The sequence below is a fragment of the Erysipelothrix rhusiopathiae genome (assembly GCF_900637845.1).
In the GTDB taxonomy this organism is placed as follows: Bacteria; Bacillota_I; Bacilli_A; order Erysipelotrichales; family Erysipelotrichaceae; genus Erysipelothrix; species Erysipelothrix rhusiopathiae.
This window is the reverse complement of sequence record NZ_LR134439.1, coordinates 699547-718727: the sequence shown is the minus strand read 5'-3', so window position 1 is coordinate 718727 and position 19181 is coordinate 699547. Positions and strand designations below refer to the sequence as shown.

Below are 19181 nucleotides of genomic sequence, written 5' to 3'. Positions count from 1 at the left end.
TTCTAAGTTCGATTATACACGTACAATCCCAAATTAAGCAAATTAAAAGGACCGTGACGGTCCTTTTGTTATTGTAATTGTTCTAACACAAGTGCTAGTTGACGACGGTATTCTTCAAGTTTCTCGCGTTCTTCAAGTACTTTTGCTTCAGGCGCTTTCGCAATAAATTTTTCATTTGAGAGCATTTTTTCTGCACGAATAATCTCGCTTTCAAGTTTTTGTTTTTCTTTTTGAAGCTTCTCAATTAATGCTTCACGATCCACGAGTTCTTCTTGTACAAATCGAATGGCACCACCACGAATCGGTTGTATAATACTATCTTCTGGCAATGGATTGATTGTAACCTTAGCCATAGACTCAAACATATGGGTGAGTACTTCATTCAATACATAAGGACTGTTATTTGCATCTAAAACGGATACATTTAGCGGTTTCGACGGTTTAACATCATAACTTACACGAACTTCCCGTACAGCTTGAATCGCTTCAATCATAAAGTCAACTTCTTCAAGATCTCCGGTTTCAATTTCAACTGCCAAAGGCCATGATTCGATATTGATTGATTCTAAATGATTTGGAAGTGCACAATAGATTTCCTCAGTAACAAATGGCATAAATGGATGTAAGAGAATAAGAATATTTTTAAGCATGTGGGATAAGGTTGCTTTCGTTGCATATACAACCTGTGCATCATCACTTTGAAGTCCACTCTTACTTAATTCGATATACCAACTGCAGAAATCATCCCAAACAAAACGAGATAAAGTATTTCCAACAAGTGCAAATTCATATTTATCCATGTTACGGGATACTTCTTCCAGTGTTTGGTTAAACTTATGAATAATGTGGCGATCTACTTGTGATAGTTGGGCCTTATCGATTTCATAAACATCATCTTCAATATGCATCAATACAAAACGGGATGCATTCCAAATTTTATTAATAAAATTCCATGACGCTTCAACTTTTTCAGGCATATAACGCATATCTTGACCTGGCGTTGAATTGGTTGTTAAGAAATAACGCAAGGCATCAACACCATACGTTTCAATCACATCCATTGGATCGACACCATTTCCCAATGACTTACTCATCTTACGACCATCTTGATCACGAATTAAACCATGGATTAAAACATCTTCGAAGGGACGTGAATTGGTAAAGTAACGTGCTTGGAATGCCATACGAGCAACCCAGAAGAAAATAATGTCATATCCTGTTACTAAAACATTTGTCGGATAATAACGTTCTAAATCTTCCGTATTTTCAGGCCAACCAAGTGTTGAAAATGGCCATAATGCACTTGAGAACCATGTATCTAAAACATCCTCATCTTGACGCCAATTTTCAATATCTTCTGGTGCTTCAAGTCCAACATAAATTTCCTCAGTTTCTTTATGGAACCATGCTGGAATACGATGTCCCCACCATAATTGACGTGAAATACACCAGTCTTCAATATTATCTAACCAGCGTGTAAAGGTATTCTCAAAACGTTCTGGATAAAAATTAATTTTATCATCACCTTGTTGGTGAGCAAGCACTTCATCCGCTAAGGGTTTCATCTTTACAAACCATTGTTTTGAAAGATACGGTTCCACAATAACATCCGTACGTTCCGAATGCCCAACTTGATGAACATGTTTTTCAATCGAAACAAGCTTTCCGTCAGCTTCAATATCCGCAACTAAAGCTTTACGACATTCAAAACGTTCCATCCCTTGATATTTTCCTGCTAGTTCGTTCATGGTTCCATCAGGATTCATACAAATTGGCATCTCTAAGCCATATTTTTCACCAATCACAAAGTCATTAGGATCATGTGCAGGCGTACATTTCATGACACCTGTACCAAATTCAATATCGATATAATCATCTGTAATAATTGGCAAGGATTCCCCATTTGCAGGGTTAATTGCATGTTTCCCAACTACATGTGAGTATCGGCTATCATCCGGGTGAACCACGATACAAACATCTCCAAACATCGTTTCTGGACGTGTTGTAGACACTTTCAGCGTTTCCCCTGTTTCCACTACCGTATAATCGAATGTGTAGAAATTTCCCTCTACCTCTTTATGAATAACTTCGATATTTGAAAGCGCTGTTTGTGCTTCCACATCCCAGTTAATAATACGATAACCTTGAAAAATTAGCCCATCATTGTATAAATCTACAAATACCTTATTAACGGCTTGGTTTAATCCTTCATCCAATGTGAACCGTTCACGAGAATAATCCACAGAAATTCCAAGTTTAGACCATTGTTCACGAATATGTCCAGCATACTCATCTTTCCATTCCCAGGACTTATCTAAAAATGCTTCACGACCAAGATCATAGCGTGAAATACCTTGTTCACGCATTTTCTGTTCAACTTTTGCTTGAGTTGCAATTCCTGCGTGATCCATCCCAGGTAAATAAAGTGCATCTTTACCTAACAGTCGCTGATAGCGAATAATAATATCTTGAAGGGTATTATCCCATGCATGGCCAAGATGTAATTTTCCAGTAACATTTGGGGGTGGGATTACTAAAGAATAAGGTGCTTTTGATGTATCCCCTGCAGTAAAATAACCTTTTTCAATCCATTCATTGTATTTATTTAATTCAATTTCGTTGTGAGCATACTTCTTCGCTAATTTCTCGGTCATAATATTCCTCCTTGAGTAGTCCATAACATACGACATCATCATAGCCGTCATCGAACTTTGCCGACTGACGTTTAATACCTTCTTCAATAAAACCTAATTTACGTGCGACAGCACCTGAAGCTGGGTTACACTTTAAGTGTTTGAGCTCCATACGACGCACATCATAATTTTCGAATGCGAAATCCAAAACAGCCGACGCGGCTTCGGTCACAAGGCCCAGTCCCCAAAAGCGTGGATTTAATGCATAACCCATTTCATAAACACCTTCTGAAGCGCTAATTGGCCAAAAATCACATGTACCAATCATTCGTCCATTATTTTTTAAAGTAATCGCAAATGCTTCAGGCCACCCTTTACTGGGGCGGGATAAAAAGACATTCTCAATTACCTGCTTTGTATCCTCAACACTTTGGTGAGGTTTAAATCGTGTCATGCGTGTTACCTGATACGTTCGTGCATAAAGATACATATCATCTGCATCTTCCATAACCACAGGACGAAGAACCAATCGTTCCGTTTCAAGTCTTAGATCTGTCATTGGTTTCATAATTCCTCCTATAAAATAAAAAAACACCATCCAAAGGACGATGAATCGTGGTACCACCTTAATTTACATACATACGTATGCCTTATTGCCGTTAACGCGGGCCACGTAACATCTTACTTAAGTTCAGACATCAATCTCCCAAGCTACATTCACCAATGCATAAGATTGTTTCACACCAACCAACAATTCTCTTTGCTTACTACAATGGATACTCCTCTTGTTCAACGATTTATCTTATTTTATCATATACGCATTACCACGTCAATTGAACCCTTGAATATAAAAAAAGAGCTTGCGCTCTTTAATAAGTTTTAATGTATTGATCGTAAATAGGTTTTACACCTACTTTTTCATCTGACATACTTGGGATTACTTGGAATGGACCTGTGGATGAATTTCCTTCGATAATTTCTGGACCATCAACACCTACAGCAACATCCCAACCCATATAGCGAACTTGAGGAATTACAAGACACGCTTCTTTAATACTTGCAATAAGTTGTTCGTAATGAGGAACTTTGAAACCAATTAAGTCAGTTCCTGTAATTGGATGTTTCGTATGTTGATTACAGTTTTTATCAATAAATGGATATACAACTGTACCTGAATCATCAAGGATGGTATACATCCCCCCTTGGCCAATGTTATCTACATGACTTCCAAGACCAGATTTTAATACGGATACCAAAATTCTTGGAATGTTTTCATCATCTAAAAATGTAATCACACGTAAAGTGTTTACACTTGTAGGTGACAATTCATTCATCTTAGGATGTTGTTTGAAGAACTCTTCAATAAGGTATTGACGGTTGTCCATCAATGCAACATACAAGGTCTCAAAATCAAGTTCTGGATTTTCATTAACATCAACAACTTCGATACCACGCCCAACATAATCCGTTGTTCGTTTCGCCATAACTTTACCATGCTTGCGAACAAAAGCTTCAAGACCTTGAGCATCACTTTCGCGAATATCAAATGTATCGCGATGCACGAAATCACTAAAACGTTTTACAAAAATCGACTTATCGTCAAAAATATCGAGGTATTCAGGATCGTTATAGTACTTCGCAATACGTGCAGAATGTCCTAAGGTAATGAAGGTCTCACGTTGCTTACTGTTTAAATCATAAAATTCAAACTCATTGTAATCTACGTATCCTGCAGTATATTTGAATGAACACCAAACCATATCAAAGAATAGGACGATACGAGAACGTCCACTCTTTTCATGTGCATATTGAATTGCATTCTTAAACCCTGAAAAATCCATACTAAAAAGACGTTTAAAATAATACTTAATTTTCCAAAATAATTTTTTCATTTTCGTCCCTCTCATGTATTTCGTAGCAATTAGATTTTAACGCTACTTATTAAATATTCTGTTCAATAAATTTAATTATCGGATCACGTGTCTCATTCTTTAGAGTTGAAAATTCAAGTACCGTCACATCTGGGAATTCTTTAAAAACATCCCGTTTGATGTTATTGATTTTATTCTTTGATAATTTATCAACTTTTGATAAGACGAGTGCATAGCGAATCCCATAATGAATTGCGAATTGAATCATCATAAGATCGTCTTGACTTACGCCACGACGCACATCTACAAGAACGAGCATCACAGATGGGTGACGCAATTCAAAGTAACTATCCATTAAGGTTCCGTAATGAATTTGCTCCTGTTTGGATCGATTTGCGAAACCATAACCCGGTACATCGGTTAAAATAACTTCTTCATTAATATGATAGAAGTTGATTAATCGCGTTTTTCCAGGTGTTTGTCCAACATAAGCAAGTTTTTTACGATTTGTTATGGCATTAATCAACGAAGATTTTCCAACATTTGATTTTCCAACCATAACAATTTCTTTTTGTCCCGTCTCTGGAAATTGAGACGAATGCGCAGCTGAAATAATCAACTGCGCATCATTTGTCTTCCATGCCATTAAATAAGTGCTTCTTTCAACACTTCTTCAATGGTTTCGCATGGAATAAATGTAACACTTTCCTTAACAACATCTGGAACTTCTGCTAAGTCTTTTTCATTTAATTTTGGAATAACGATACGGTTAATTCCTACGCGGTGAGCAGCCAATGATTTTTCTTTCAAACCACCAATTGGCAAGACGTTTCCACGCAAGGTAATTTCACCTGTCATCGCGAGATTTGCGCGTACTTTATTATCCGTTAAAGCACTAATTAATGCAGTGGTAAATGTAACCCCTGCGGAGGGTCCATCTTTCGGAACAGCACCTTCTGGTACGTGAACTTGGACATCATGTTTTTCAAAGAAATCCGGAGCAATGTTTAAGCTTCGAGCATGACTCTTAACATATCCCATCGCTATTTCAGCAGATTCTTTCATAACATCACCTAATTGGCCGGTCACAACGAGGCGACCTTTACCTTCATAAGTCGTGACTTCAATCGGAAGCACATCCCCGCCAAATTGAGTATAAGCAAGACCTGTAACAACACCGACTTGGTCCTTTTTCTCTTTTTGACCATATTCAAAAATAATTTGGCCTAACCATTCTGTAATCAGTTCTTTATTGATTGTAATTGTTTTCTTACCGTCTTTTAAGATTGCAAGAACCGTTTTTCTACATAATGATGCGATCACACGTTCTAATTGTCGAACACCCGCTTCACGTGTATAGTGACGAATTACATAGCGTAATTGTGCATCACTCATACGGAATTGAGATTTTTTGAGTCCGTTTGATTCCAATTGTTTTGGTATCAAATGTTCTTTCGCTATATTTAGTTTTTCTTCTTCCGTATAGGAACTCAATTGAATAATTTCTAAACGATCGCGTAACGCTTCAGGAATATCACCTAAGTAGTTTGCAGTCGCAACGAACATAACATTTGATAAATCATAAGGTTCTTCCAAGTAGTTATCACTAAACATTTTATTTTGTTCAGGATCCAACACTTCGAGCATCGCACTTGAAGGATCGCCCTTGTAATCTGATGCCATTTTATCAATTTCATCGATAAGGAACACTGGATTCACAACACCCGCTTTTTTCATTCCCTGAATAATACGTCCAGGCAATGAACCAAGGTAAGTACGACGGTGACCACGGATTTCCGCTTCATCACGCACCCCACCTACAGATGCTTTTACAAATTCACGACCAAGTGAATCTGCAATCGATTTTGCAAGTGATGTTTTACCAACTCCTGGAGGCCCCACTAAACAAATGATTGGCGCTTCTAAATTTCCAGTCATTTCTTTTACTGCAAGATACTCCATAATACGATCTTTAACTTTATCTAGACCAAAATGATCATCGTCAAGCTTTTCACGTACAAGATTTAAATCTTTGATATCTTCTGTTTGTTGCCACCAAGGTGTCTTCAAGAGCCATTCTAGATATGAACGAACTACTCCTGACTCACCAGAAGCTTGTGGTAACATTTCGTAGCGACGTAACTCTTCCATCGCTTTTTCTTTAACATATTCTGGATACGGATTGTTCTCAATCATCTCACGGAACTCATCACTATCCTCACCAACATCACCGACATCACCCAATTCTTCACGAATAGCGCGCATTTTTTCTCGTAAGTAATATTCACGTTGGTTTTCTTCAACACGATCTTTAACTTTCTCATTGATTGTGTTTTCAATCTGAGCAAGCGTATGTTCACGCTGAATCTCCTCGATAATCATGAGAAGTCTCTCGTTTACACTAAGTTCTTCAAGTAATTCCTGCTTACGTTCGAGTTGAAGTGGGAAGTATTGAGCAAATTGATCACTCAATTGTGATGCAGATACACCCATGGTTAATTGATTAACAATCTCAGTCGGAATTGTTATATTTTGAACAGAAACCTGTTCGATTTCATTTGTGATACGACGAACCAATGCCATTTCTTCATTTTCTTCGCCAATAATATCTTCTAATGCTGTAACGGAACCAAAAAGCATGCGTCCATCATCATTTAATGTATCGATTTTTACACGTTTTAATCCTGTAAATGTAACACGTAAAAAGCCTTGTTTACGTTTAACGGCTTTGATATTAACAAGTGATCCAAACTCAAACAGTTCATCTTGACGCGGATCATCAACAAGAATGTCTTTTTGACTAACAAGCACAACTTGTCCATTAAAGAACTTTTCTGCTTCATCAATCGCATTCATGCTTTTATGACGACCAACTTCAATCATAATTTCTTGTTCTGGGAACACAATAACACCGCGCGTTGCAACAACAGGAACGCTTATTGTTATATTTTTTTCGCTCATAGCAATCCCTCCTTTAAGGATAAAAAAGACGCTAAGCGTCTTTTAATTAAGCAAGAGTTTCTTGTACTAGCTCCATCGCTTTTCGTAATAAGATATCGTATCCGATAGCATCTGGTGAAACTAAGTTTTTAACTTGGTCAAGTTCCATACCGTATGCTTCAGAAATTGTTGTAAATTCTTTTTCAATTTCTTCGTCTTCTACTTTTAATCCTTCAACTTCAGCAATTTTTTCAAGTGTTAAGCGAGTGCGTACACGTTTTTCTGCATCTTCACGCATTTGTTCTTTAACATCTTCTTCAGATTGTCCAAGAATTTGTGAGTAAAGATCGAAATTCATACCTTGTTGTGCAAGACGTTGGTTGAATTCATTAAACATTTGGTTTAATTCTTCTTCAATCATTGCTGCTGGAATGTTAATTTTCGCATTATTTGAAATTGTTTCAACAAGTTCTTCATTTACGCGATCTTCTTCTGCTTGTTCACGTTGTGCTTTAAGATTTTTCTTAATTGAATCTTTAAGTGCGTCTAATGAAGTAATTTCTTCATCATCTAACAATTCAACAAACTCATCGTTTAATTCTGGTAACACTTTAGTTTTTACTTCGTGTAATTTAACTTTGAAGACAACTGGTTGACCAGCTAGGTCTTCTACATGGTATTCTTCTGGGAAAGTGATATCTAAATCTTTTTCATCTTCTGAAACCATACCGATCATTGCTTCTTCGAAACCTGGAATAAATGAGTTTGAACCAATTTCTAATGTATAGTTCTCGCCTTTACCACCTTCAAATGCAACACCGTCTTTAAATCCTTCAAAATCCATTACAACTGTATCGCCGTTTTCTACTGCGCCTTCTTTAAGTTGTAATTCTGCTTGTTCTTCTTGTAATTTAACAAGTTCTGCTTCGATATCTTTAGCAGATACTGTGATACGTTTACGTTTGATATCAAGTCCTTTATATTCGCCAAGTTCAACTTCTGGTTTAACTGTAACGATAAATTTCAATGTTAATGCGTCTTCAGTCATTGCTTCAATGTCTAATTCTGGTGTTGCTACGGGTTCAATTTTTTGTTCAACCATTCCCGCAACAAATGCTTCATTAGCGATTGCATTAACTGCATCCATCATAATCATTTGTTCGTTTACTTGTTTACGAGCTAATTCCTTAGGTGCTTGTCCTTTACGGAACCCTTGAATTTCAACGTTTTTAATTGCATTTTCTAAAGTTTTATCTTGTGCTTTTTTCCAAGCTTTTTCTTCAACTTCAACAGTTAATAATCCTGTTGAGTTTTCATTTAATGTCCATGTAGATTTCATGTTTGTCCTCCTAGTACTTCACTATTATAACATAACTTTTAGCACAGTCAACACACGAGTGCTAAAAACTTACCACCACTCTATTTTAACTGAAACGAGTGATCTTTGCATTCTTTATACTTTATACAAATAAGTGTTCACTGTATCTAAAATTTCCTCAGCTTTTAAATCTTTAATTGGTACTGGAAATGCGTCGAGTACACGTTGCTCCAGAACACCAAGACAAAGAATCAATAAACTCGGATTTTCAGATTCAAGCATATCACCCAGTTGTAATACACAGGATTGATACGATTTTGACTCAAATGGATTTTCCAATTGCGATGTATCGATCACATGCTCCGTCATCTTTAACTTCAAATGTAACTCCATATCGATCGACTGATCAATCAAAAAAAACAGAATTTGCTTTTTTATCCAATCTTCGATGTATTCATCTACGAGCCATTTTTTAATATGCGATAATTCATTACGTAGATTCATTCGTTCCAAAGAAATAATGGCTTTATGTTGTAAAAGTTCATTACCGCGGAATGCTTCCTCCAGGTCTTCAATATCTTCGTAGTATTTACTTGATGGGGTCGTATCGATTCGCACTGAATCACGAATTGATTGAAGTTGTGTAAAATATGGTTCGGGTACATAAGGCATTCTCAATTCTTCGTCGATAAGCTCAAGTGCCTCACGAGTGTTCCCTTCATCAAGAAGGCTCTGAATTGAGTCCATGCAAGTTTCATAATAGTTGTTCATACTTTTCCTTTCATACTGTTTCATTTTAACACACTTTTGTTTGATAAAAAACAAAAGTAACGCATTTGTTTTGCTTATCTTTTAAAAGGGTTCGAATCAAAAATTAAACCTCGACGATGTCGAGGTTTAAATATCGATAACTTTTCGAAATTTCGGTAACAAGCCTTCCTTAGAACCCGTTAAACTTGGTTTCATTTGGAATACGCCAGTATTGTAATTCCCTTCGATGAGAGAGGGTCTTTTTTGACCAACTGCAACATCCCAACCAACATATTGAATTTGTGGAACTTCACGTGCTGCACGATCAAGCATCTCAACAATGTCATTGTAAAGTGGAACTTGAAACCCAACAATATCGGTTCCAGTAATTGGGTGTTTTTTAAAAGCAACTGCATCTTTATCAAATGCAGGATATAAAACTTTTCCGCCATCATCCAAAACTGTGTACATTCCACCCGCACCAAAATTATCCAAGTGCCCGCCATTCCCGATCTTTAGAACACCTTCAAGCACATGGACATCTTTGCCATCGAAAAATGTAATCATACGAAGTGTGTTAACACTCTCCGGATAAAGTGAAGACATTGCTTCATGTTGAACAAAATACTCTTCAATCAAAAATTGACGACGTTCCATACGTTCTTGTTTGAACAAATCAAAGTCTTCAATCTCCGCAGTAACAAAACGTTCAACCCCATATCCCATAAGACTATCTGTAACTTTTGCCATCACGACATCATGCCCAGCCAAAAACGCTTTAACCAATTCATCCGATGATTCGCGTAAATCAACAAAATCACGACCAATATACTCTCGAAATACTTTATTAAATTCTGATTTATCTGCGAATTTATGTCTGAATTCTTTTTGATTATATTTTACGATGATTGAGTTTGCAATACCACCCGTAATAAACGTCTTACGTTCCGCGCGCTTCAATAAATAAAACTCAAACTCAAAGTAATCTAGATAGCCTGACTGATAGATGAATGAGCATCCAATCATATCAAAAAGAATAAACAGTCTAAATTTACCAGTTTCTTTACTAATGAGACCCGCGATTCGCCACATATTTTTGTAATCTAAAGCTTTTAACCTTCTAAAATAATACTTAATTCGACCCATGCTTTACCTCCACATACTTAATCTATAATAACCTTAGTTTTCATTTCAGACAAGACCGTATCAATATCCAAAGAGTTGGACCCAATACCAGTTCCCGTCAGATGCTTGATAAAGTGCACACGCACCTGACTTAAAATCATCTAAAATATTTGCTCGATGACTTGGCGATTCCATAAAACCACTCATGGCACTTTCTACCGAAAACGCACGTTTCGCTAAGTTCTCAGCAAAAATCAATTGAGGATTCAAACTATCCCAAGAACTTCCATCAGGGCGACGGTGCTCGAAACTTTTTTCAAGATCCACTGCACGAATCCCTGCATATTCAAAAAGTGACTCTGACCATGTTAGAGGATCCAATTGATGTTCTTTTCGAATTTGATTGACACGATTAAACATTAAAAGCGACTCATCTTTATCGATATGTTCCGAATTCACAATAATTTCTTTGATTCCAACACGTGTGATTTCATCAACAGGAGCATAAACAACTTCAGTATATTGAACAGAAGAATCGACCAAATCATTGTTTTTATAGAGTTCTTTATAAACGGTTCGCTTCAGACCTGTTTTTCCTTCTTGATCTGTAATCGTTTCACCCTGATTGATACTTGCATCATTTTTTTCGTGTTTATCAAAGGGGATGGGTGTTTCTTCACTTCGATATTCCTCAACAAAATAATCCGATGTTTCAGGCTTGTAATCTTCTGGCTGATCTGATTTTTTATTTTTTGAAATATTCGTATTATCTGCATTCTTTTCCATAATTTGGGGGGGCTGTTGTTCAACTGTTTTTTTTGATATTCCTTGAAAATATCCAACTCCACATCCAAAGCAAAAAACCAATAATCCAAAAAATCCAATAATGTGTTTCTTTTTTACTTTCATATGCCCCTCCATATAAAGTTCTTGTATAATTGTACTAAATTTTCACATAAAATCCTATTGTTAAATTCATTTTATCGCGTAGATTATATTATATGTGAACTTTTATGGAAAACATAAAAAAAACACCAAATATTTGGTGTTATCGTTTAAATTTGGCGTCCCCGGAGAGATTCGAACTCCCGACCACACGCTTAGAAGGCGCGTGCTCTATCCACTGAGCTACGGAGACAAATTGTGCTCTATGCGTCTACAATAATATCATTAAGACGCATAGAATACAATGCTTTTTATAAATCTCTTTCAAATAATTCTTCTACAGTCACTTTATCTTCTGTAATCGTGATTTTTGCGAAACATGTTGGTGATCCGTCTCGATTATAATAGAGCGAACCTGGATTAATTAAAAGAATCCCGTCCACATCTTTTACGACAGGAACATGGGTATGTCCATAACACGCAATCGTACAACGATGTTCCTTAGCTAACGCAATAATATCGTCTTCGATATGACGATAACGCATTAAATGACCATGCGCTACAAAAATACGCGTTCCCTTTACGTCTACTACCAATGATTCTGGATACTTATAAAACGTATCGTTATTCCCTGTAACTGCGTCAAAGGGTTTCATGGATTCATAATCAAGTTCATTATCGCCACAATGAATGTAGGCATCCGCATGAGGATATTTTTGTAGAATTGATTCAAGAACTTTTTTCTTACCATGGTTATCACTGCAAACGATAATTTCTGTCATATTGTTTCCACCTTTTCTATCGAATCAAAAAGACGTTTAATTTGTCTTTCCATTTTTTGAGCGTCACCTGTCGTAAAAGTCTGACATGATGACCTTAAAAACTCATAGTTCATCGCAACATACTCACAAATCGGACGTCTTGAATCATGAACTTGACCTTTATATATTTTTCTAAAAGCATCATGAACAAGGGGATAATGAGTACAACCTAAAATGAGATCTGTTGACTCAAGAATAGGTTTTAATTCATTTTCCAAATAAGTATCCAATTTTAAATTTTGATTTAAACCTTCGATAATATTGACCAATTCAGGAAGTGCGAGTTCCTTAACGTGAATCGGTCCTTTTTCATGAATAAAATTACGATATGCATGCGCATTAAAGGTTGCAAGTGTTGACACAATACCAACACAAGTATCTGCATTGGGTTCAATTTGTCCAACCGTTAATTCGATAATGCCAATTAGATTCATATCTGGAAAATGGTTTCTTGCAGTGGAAAGTGCCACTGCTGAAACGGTATTACACGCAATGACCACATCCCTTATGTCATGATCTTGAAACCACTTCATCGCATGTAGGGTGTAAGCAATGATTGCATCATCCGATTGATTTCCATAAGGGGCATTTTTTTGATCTGCATAAAGTACCAAAGAAACGGGATCAAGATGCTGTTTTAGATATTGATAAACACTATAACCACCAAGACCCGAATCAAAAATCCCCAAGGTTTTAATTTTTTTCATGATAATCATTCCAATCTATATGTAGTATATCATACAAATCACCCGCAACATCTTCAGGTAAAACCGTCTGAAGCGTTTCTAAAGACGCCGCGCGAATATTCTTCAAAGAGCCAAATTTCTTATAGAGTTCTTTCTGTCTTACTTTTCCCAATCCACTTACTTCATCAAGAATTGAGCGTGTCATAGCTTTTTTCCGTAAATTACGGTGATACGTTATTACAAATCGATGCACTTCATCTTGCATCTGCATCAAAAAATTAAAGAGCGAACTTGTTTTATTAATTGTAATTAAAGTTCCATCTTCACGCATTAAAGCGTGCGTACGATGTCGATCATCTTTAACCAAGGAACAAACCCTCAAATCAAGTTCAAGATCACTGAGAACCTCTAACGCTGCATTAAGCTGAGGTTTACCACCATCAACTAAAATTAAATCCGGCATCGGTTTCGATTCCCGCATAAGACGAAAATATCGACGATACAAGACTTCCTTCATAGAAGCAACATCATCATTCCCTTGATGTAATTTATAGCGACGGTATTGGTTTTTATTTGGTTCACCATCATCATAAACAACACAGGCAGAAACAGCGAAAGCACCGGAAATATGCGAGTTATCAAAAACCTCAATACGATGAATAATCGAACTCATACCTAAAGCAGCACTTAAATCTCTTAACGCCTCATCTTTAAATTGTTGACGCTCACGAAGGATTGAAAACTGATCATCAAGTTGTTGTTGCGCATTCTTTTGTGTAATTTCCAAAAGTGTTTTCTTTTTACCACGCAATGGTACTTTAACCTCAGCACCCAAAACATCGCCCAATTCTTCTGCATTCACTAAGTCTGGAACATAAATCGTTTTGGGTACCGGTTGGTTTTCATAAAATTGTGCAATAAAAGAAACAAAAGCATCAAGCGGTTCTTCCATACATGCCTCAACCGCCATGCTTCGCTCCAACAAGCGACCCCCTCTAACAAAGAGACCTACAATCGCAATATACCCTTGATAGTAGGCAAAGTGAAACAAATCAAATCGTTCGTTTAAAGAAAATTGAACTTGTTGTTTATCACCAATATAGTCTAAAGCATGTAGCTTTTCCTTATAGACTTGTGCCAACTCAAAATTTAAAGATTGGCTTGCTTCAAGCATCTTTCGCTCTAACTCATCTTTAAACGGTTTTATATTACCGTTTAAAATACTCATCACATTTTGACGCCAAACATTCAGTTCTTCCGGTGTATAACGTTTACCAGTACGATTAAATGCGCTGTAAATGGCTAAAGTATTGGGTAATAATGTATCTCCAGTAGGCACTGAGTCATTTAGAAGACGGGCCATATCACGCGCTGCTGTCGCATCAGGATATGGACCAAAATAATGAAATTGCTTGGATTGTTTACGATCTCGCGCAACCAAAACTTCCGGTTTTCCTTCTCGGGGAATTTTTAAATATGGATACGACTTATCATCCATAAAAATGATATTGAATTGAGGTCGGTGTTCTTTAATTAAATTAATTTCTAGAATTAAAGACTCTTTCTCCGTACTTGTAATGATAAATTCAAAATCATCAATTTGACGTACCATACGTGTTGTCTTATGATCATGGGCACCCGTAAAATAGGAACTTACGCGATTTTTTAATTTCTTCGCTTTCCCGACATAGATAATCTCACCATTCTTATTTTTCATGAGATAACAACCCGGCTCCATGGGCAAACGTTTAAGTTTTTCCTCGATTGTTGAGTGTGTCATTGTTTTAGCTTCACAACAGTCGCACCCATTCCACCATCGCCAACACCGCCTAATTCAAAGGAGCCTACATTTTTATTACGGCGAAGTGTTTGGTGAACCGCAGTACGCAACTGCCCGGTACCATGTCCATGAATAATTCTAAAGGTTGGTACTTTATGAAGTACACATTCATCAATATATTTCTCTACCTGTGGAAGGGCTTCGGAAACACGAAGTCCAATAATGTTCAACTCCGTTTTAAACGATGATCGCGCATCAACACTATGAGTTCGTGTAGGTTTTACCTTCACTTTTTTAGCAGGACCTGCAATGCGTGTGAGTTTACTTAAATCGACATTCACCTTTAAACCACCGATTGACACAAATGCAGTATTCTTTTCAATCGAATCGACAACACCCACTTGATTTGTGGATTTCAATTGTACGCGATCTCCTTTACCTATGGTTTCATCAACAGCGTTTTCAGCCTGTAAGGATTGAATTTGCTTTACTGCTTTTTTTCGTAGATCTGGACGATTTGTTTTATTGAGTACATCTAATTGGCGTTCAGCCTCTTCGACCATTTGTTCCAGCAACGCTTCATTTTCCTCACGTAAAGCTTGCTCTTTACGAACAAACTCTGCTTCAAGTGCTTTTTGTTTCATCAGTGCATCACGTTTAAGATTTTCGATCGCTTCTTTTTCTTTTAAGAGTTCTTGCTCAAGTTTATCTTGTTCATTAATTTTTGCTTCAAGAATTTCGAGTAAGTGATCTGCTTCATACTGACCTTCTTGTTTATATTTAAATGCACGGTCAATAATATCGGCTTGTAAACCTAAACGTTTAGCAATCGCAAACGCATTGGATTCACCCATGACATTTTCGCGATAACGATAAGTAGGTTTTAGATTTTGTAAATCAAATTCTACACTTGCAATAAGGATATCTTCGTATTGAGTCCCGTATTTTTTTAGTCTTGAAAAGTGCGTCGTAGCGATAACCCAACACCCTACATCTCTAAAATGATCTAAGATTGCCATCGACAAACTTTCACCTTCTAAGGGATCAGTTTGTGAACCTAACTCATCCAGCAACACAATTGATTTTGATGTTGCTTGCGCATTAACTTTTGTCATCGTTTCCATATGAGCAGAAAACGACGACAATGATTTTTCGATGGATTGTTGATCTCCAATATCCACAAACAATTGATCAACCAACATCACTTCCGCTGATTCCGCACAGATTGGACATCCGGCTAAAGTCATGAGAATGGATAATCCCATTGTCTTTAAACTTACACTTTTTCCCCCGGTATTCGGACCACTAATTAAAATCATTTTATGAGGCGGAGTGAGTTTATATGTGTTTGCGACAACTTCTTTGGGATTAATCAGTGGATGTCTTGCATTTTTTAGATTCAACCGATCTTGCGTTAGTGTTGCGACAACCGCATCATGATATGCCCCCCACTCTGCTTTCGCAAAAAGACAATCGATGATAGCCACGGTGTCAAGATCAGCTCTGAGTTGTTGTGCGTCATGTGCGATTAAATTAGATGTCTCGCGACAAATGCGTTCGATTTCATTTTGTTCTTGATGAATGAGACTTTGATATTCATTTTGCATTCGCGCTAAAAAGGCAGGCTCAAAATAAACCGACTGCCCGCTTGCTGATTCACCATAAATTGTTCCTTCAAGTTTATTTTTATCTGAAGGTTTCACTAAAAAAGTGCGACGTCCATGTTGTAACGAAACGACTGCTTCACTAAGCATTGCGCGATTTTTGGTTAAAAATTCCTGAGTTTTATTTTCAATGTTTTGTTCAAGAGCTTTACTTTGACGTCTCAGCTCACCTAAATGTGCACTTGCACGATCTAAGACTTCACCCTGTTCTCCAAAACAATGTTCAATATGTTTCAGTGTTGTTTCCGTAACTTCAAGACTTTCAAATAAATCTTCAAGTGCAGGATACGTTCCTTCTAGATTTTTAAATTGTTTTTTTAGACGTTCAAGACCTTGCATAAAGCGTCCAACATCTACTATATCTTCTACCGATAAAGTTCCACCCTTTTCAGCAAGTGTTAAAGCATAGGTTACATCTGTGATGCCACCAAATGACATAGAACCATTTACAACCACTAACTGTAATGCATCTTTAGCGCGCGCTAAATCACGTTTCACAATTAATGAGGAAAATGAAGGAACCGTATTTAAGACCGCTTCCTTACCTAATGAAAATGATGCATAATGAGCAATTCGCTCAAGCACTTTATCGAACTCTAATCGAGACGATGTATTATTCATATTTTTCTAAATACTCCCTTATCTGTACTTCATTAAAACCGTGTTTTTCAAGCCACTTTACCATAGCAGTTTGTTGACTTGGAGATAACTGTTGATCTGTAATAATACTTTGAATTGCAGCGTTTTGATTCATAAAATCATCAAATGATCCTAAAATTGGAGTTGATGCACGTTCGACATATACCAACCAGGTATTATCAATGATTTCCTGACCATTTTTAACAATCGGTGTCGTTAAAAAGACACAAATCAACACGAGTTTAAGTGCAAAAAATGCTACGCTGAAAACACCACCAACTGCGGAATTCACTTGTTTTACTAATGGAACTTTTGAAATTATGGTTGCAAGCGGTGTTACTAGTAATAAAACCACACGAATCACAACAAATAAGATCACGAACCATATCAACTGATTCATTTGATGTACAACGAGTTGATTAATGGTTAGAAACCCAGTTCCAGATGCTTTAAAGAATTGGAATATTTGCACAAATACAGGTGCGAAAATCCATGCTGCAAAAAGCGAGACAAAAGTTCCCACAACATCAACGAGCTGCAGCAACAAACCTTTCTTATATCCAATATAAAGGGTCACCGCAAACCAAATAATAATAACCCCATTTAAGTAACCCATCCAATCATTGGGAAACATCACCATAAAATCACTCCTTCTTTTTTTATTTAATGAGTTCAACTATTAATTTCAATCGAAATAGTCTATATTATTAGTATGACAACTATTACAATAAAACTAACAGACAAACAGATAAACGAATTAAAATCACGATATTCAAAATATCCAATTCGTTACGATATTCAGTACACACACTTCCAAATTAAGGGAAGTGATGTCACCATCACAGCCTACACAAGCGGTAAGGTTGTTTTTAGCGGTGAAGGCGCAGAATTTCACGCTTCATCCTATACAAATGAACCTTTAAAACCAAAATCATCGGTTGCACCAACACAGAAGATTGAAGGTTCGATGGCCGGAAGTGACGAAGTAGGTACTGGAGATTACTTCGGTCCAATCACAGTCTGTGCTTGTATCGTAAACGAATCCGATTTACAACGCATTCCCGTTGCGGAAATTGTCGATTCAAAACAAATGACGGACGATAAGATACGAAAAATCGCTCCAATACTCAAACAAGAACTTCAATACAGCCTTCTTATTCTTGATAATAAGAAGTATAACCGCGTCCATGACACAATGAACATGAATGTCATCAAGGCAAAATTACACAATCAAGCATTCTTAAATTTAAAAAAACGTTATGAAATGCCACCTTATGCAATCATTGATCAATTCATGGCAGAAAAACCTTATTACAACGCACTCAAGGGAGAACCTGAAATATTTCGTGGTCTTATCTTTGAAACAAAAGCCGAAAACAAGTTTATTGCAGTCGCATGCGGTGCAATCATTGCGCGATTTGGTTTTTTAGATTACCTCGATAAACTCTCAACAAAATATGATTGCGTCTTTCCTAAAGGGGCAGGTGCCCATGTTGACACATTTGGAAAAGAATTTGTTAGACGGTATGGAAAAGAAGAACTTGATAATGTTGCGAAGGTTCACTTTGCCAATACAGCACGAATTCTTAACGATGCGTAAGCGAAACACAAATTGCTTTATCAATTTTTCGATAAGAAACTCCAGCAGCATCAAGCATGCGCTTCGATACTAAGACAGCATCCGTTTCTGCGTACTTATCATCTTCATAAACAATTTCTTTAATACCACTTTGTATAATTGCCTTGGAACATTCATTACAAGGGAACAACGAGACATAAATCGTACACCCTTGTAAGGATTGGGTCGCATTCAAAATTGCATTTAACTCTGCATGCACCACATATGCATATTTCGTTGTTTGAAAATCTCCCTCACGTTCCCAAGGAAACGCATCATCACTCAATCCCGTTGGAAGGCCATTATAGCCAATTCCAACGATTTTTTTTTGTTGATCCACGATTGCGGCACCAACTTGAGTTGAGGGATCTTTAGAACGCAACGCAGACAAATGAGCGAGCCCCATAAAATATTCATCCCAAGAAATGACATTATCCCGTTTACTCATAAA

16 protein-coding genes, 1 tRNA gene and 1 other annotated feature are annotated in these 19181 nt (G+C 37.0%); of the genes, 1 reads left to right on the top strand and 16 read right to left on the bottom strand.

Annotated features, from left to right (window positions below):
- Positions 1-68 precede the first annotated feature (68 nt).
- From EL194_RS03600 to EL194_RS03530, 15 genes are all read right to left on the bottom strand, one after another.
- Complete coding sequence (locus EL194_RS03600; RefSeq protein ID WP_003775348.1) at positions 69-2654, bottom strand: valine--tRNA ligase; 2586 nt, start codon at positions 2652-2654, stop codon at positions 69-71.
- Positions 2611-3201 carry a GNAT family N-acetyltransferase gene (locus EL194_RS03595; protein ID WP_013853107.1) on the bottom strand — a complete coding sequence of 197 codons (591 nt, stop codon included), beginning with the start codon at positions 3199-3201 and terminating at the stop codon, positions 2611-2613. Before EL194_RS03595 ends, EL194_RS03600 begins: the two co-directional genes overlap by 44 nt.
- A gap of 30 nt (positions 3202-3231) precedes the next feature.
- Positions 3232-3435: a binding site (T-box leader), on the bottom strand.
- A 67-nt stretch (positions 3436-3502) separates the two neighbouring features.
- Positions 3503-4525, bottom strand: coding sequence for a sugar-transfer associated ATP-grasp domain-containing protein (locus tag EL194_RS03590; RefSeq protein ID WP_013853108.1), 1023 nt, complete (start codon positions 4523-4525; stop codon positions 3503-3505).
- A 49-nt stretch (positions 4526-4574) separates the two neighbouring features.
- Complete coding sequence (yihA, locus tag EL194_RS03585; protein WP_003775342.1) at positions 4575-5150, bottom strand: ribosome biogenesis GTP-binding protein YihA/YsxC; 576 nt, start codon at positions 5148-5150, stop codon at positions 4575-4577.
- Positions 5150-7465 carry an endopeptidase La gene (lon, locus tag EL194_RS03580; protein ID WP_003775339.1) on the bottom strand — a complete coding sequence of 772 codons (2316 nt, stop codon included), beginning with the start codon at positions 7463-7465 and terminating at the stop codon, positions 5150-5152. Before lon ends, yihA begins: the two co-directional genes overlap by 1 nt.
- Before the next feature lie 46 nt (positions 7466-7511).
- On the bottom strand, positions 7512-8783 hold the full coding sequence (gene tig / locus EL194_RS03575) for a trigger factor (protein ID WP_003775337.1): 1272 nt from the start codon (positions 8781-8783) through the stop codon (positions 7512-7514).
- A 114-nt stretch (positions 8784-8897) separates the two neighbouring features.
- Positions 8898-9533: a hypothetical protein gene (locus EL194_RS03570; RefSeq protein ID WP_232012998.1), complete on the bottom strand. Its 636-nt coding sequence runs from the start codon at positions 9531-9533 to the stop codon at positions 8898-8900.
- A gap of 126 nt (positions 9534-9659) precedes the next feature.
- Positions 9660-10658 (bottom strand): sugar-transfer associated ATP-grasp domain-containing protein, encoded by a 999-nt coding sequence (locus tag EL194_RS03565; protein WP_003775333.1) that lies wholly within the window; start codon positions 10656-10658, stop codon positions 9660-9662.
- A 60-nt stretch (positions 10659-10718) separates the two neighbouring features.
- On the bottom strand, positions 10719-11546 hold the full coding sequence (locus EL194_RS03560) for a CAP domain-containing protein (protein ID WP_034886758.1): 828 nt from the start codon (positions 11544-11546) through the stop codon (positions 10719-10721).
- Positions 11547-11699: 153 nt separating this feature from the next.
- A tRNA-Arg gene (locus EL194_RS03555) sits at positions 11700-11775 on the bottom strand.
- Between the two features lie 58 nt (positions 11776-11833).
- Positions 11834-12304, bottom strand: coding sequence for a YfcE family phosphodiesterase (locus EL194_RS03550; protein WP_003775329.1), 471 nt, complete (start codon positions 12302-12304; stop codon positions 11834-11836).
- Positions 12301-13050, bottom strand: a complete 750-nt coding sequence (murI, locus tag EL194_RS03545) for a glutamate racemase (protein WP_232012997.1) — start codon at positions 13048-13050, stop codon at positions 12301-12303. Before murI ends, EL194_RS03550 begins: the two co-directional genes overlap by 4 nt.
- A complete protein-coding gene (uvrC, locus tag EL194_RS03540) occupies positions 13037-14746 on the bottom strand; it encodes an excinuclease ABC subunit UvrC (protein ID WP_232012996.1) in 1710 nt (569 codons plus the stop codon). Before uvrC ends, murI begins: the two co-directional genes overlap by 14 nt.
- Before the next feature lie 59 nt (positions 14747-14805).
- The gene (locus EL194_RS03535) at positions 14806-17094 is read right to left on the bottom strand and encodes an endonuclease MutS2 (protein ID WP_003775321.1); all 2289 of its coding nucleotides are present in this window, start codon (positions 17092-17094) and stop codon (positions 14806-14808) included.
- On the bottom strand, positions 17087-17752 hold the full coding sequence (locus tag EL194_RS03530) for a CvpA family protein (RefSeq protein WP_003775320.1): 666 nt from the start codon (positions 17750-17752) through the stop codon (positions 17087-17089). The genes EL194_RS03535 and EL194_RS03530 overlap by 8 nt, the downstream gene beginning before the upstream one ends.
- A 72-nt stretch (positions 17753-17824) precedes the next feature.
- Between EL194_RS03530 and rnhC the strand changes: the two genes are divergently transcribed.
- Positions 17825-18712 (top strand): ribonuclease HIII, encoded by an 888-nt coding sequence (gene rnhC / locus EL194_RS03525; RefSeq protein WP_003775318.1) that lies wholly within the window; start codon positions 17825-17827, stop codon positions 18710-18712.
- Here rnhC and EL194_RS03520 read toward each other — a convergent pair.
- The gene (locus EL194_RS03520; RefSeq protein WP_003775317.1) at positions 18699-19178 is read right to left on the bottom strand and encodes a deoxycytidylate deaminase; all 480 of its coding nucleotides are present in this window, start codon (positions 19176-19178) and stop codon (positions 18699-18701) included. The genes rnhC and EL194_RS03520 overlap by 14 nt on opposite strands.
- Between the last annotated feature and the right edge of the window lie 3 nt (positions 19179-19181).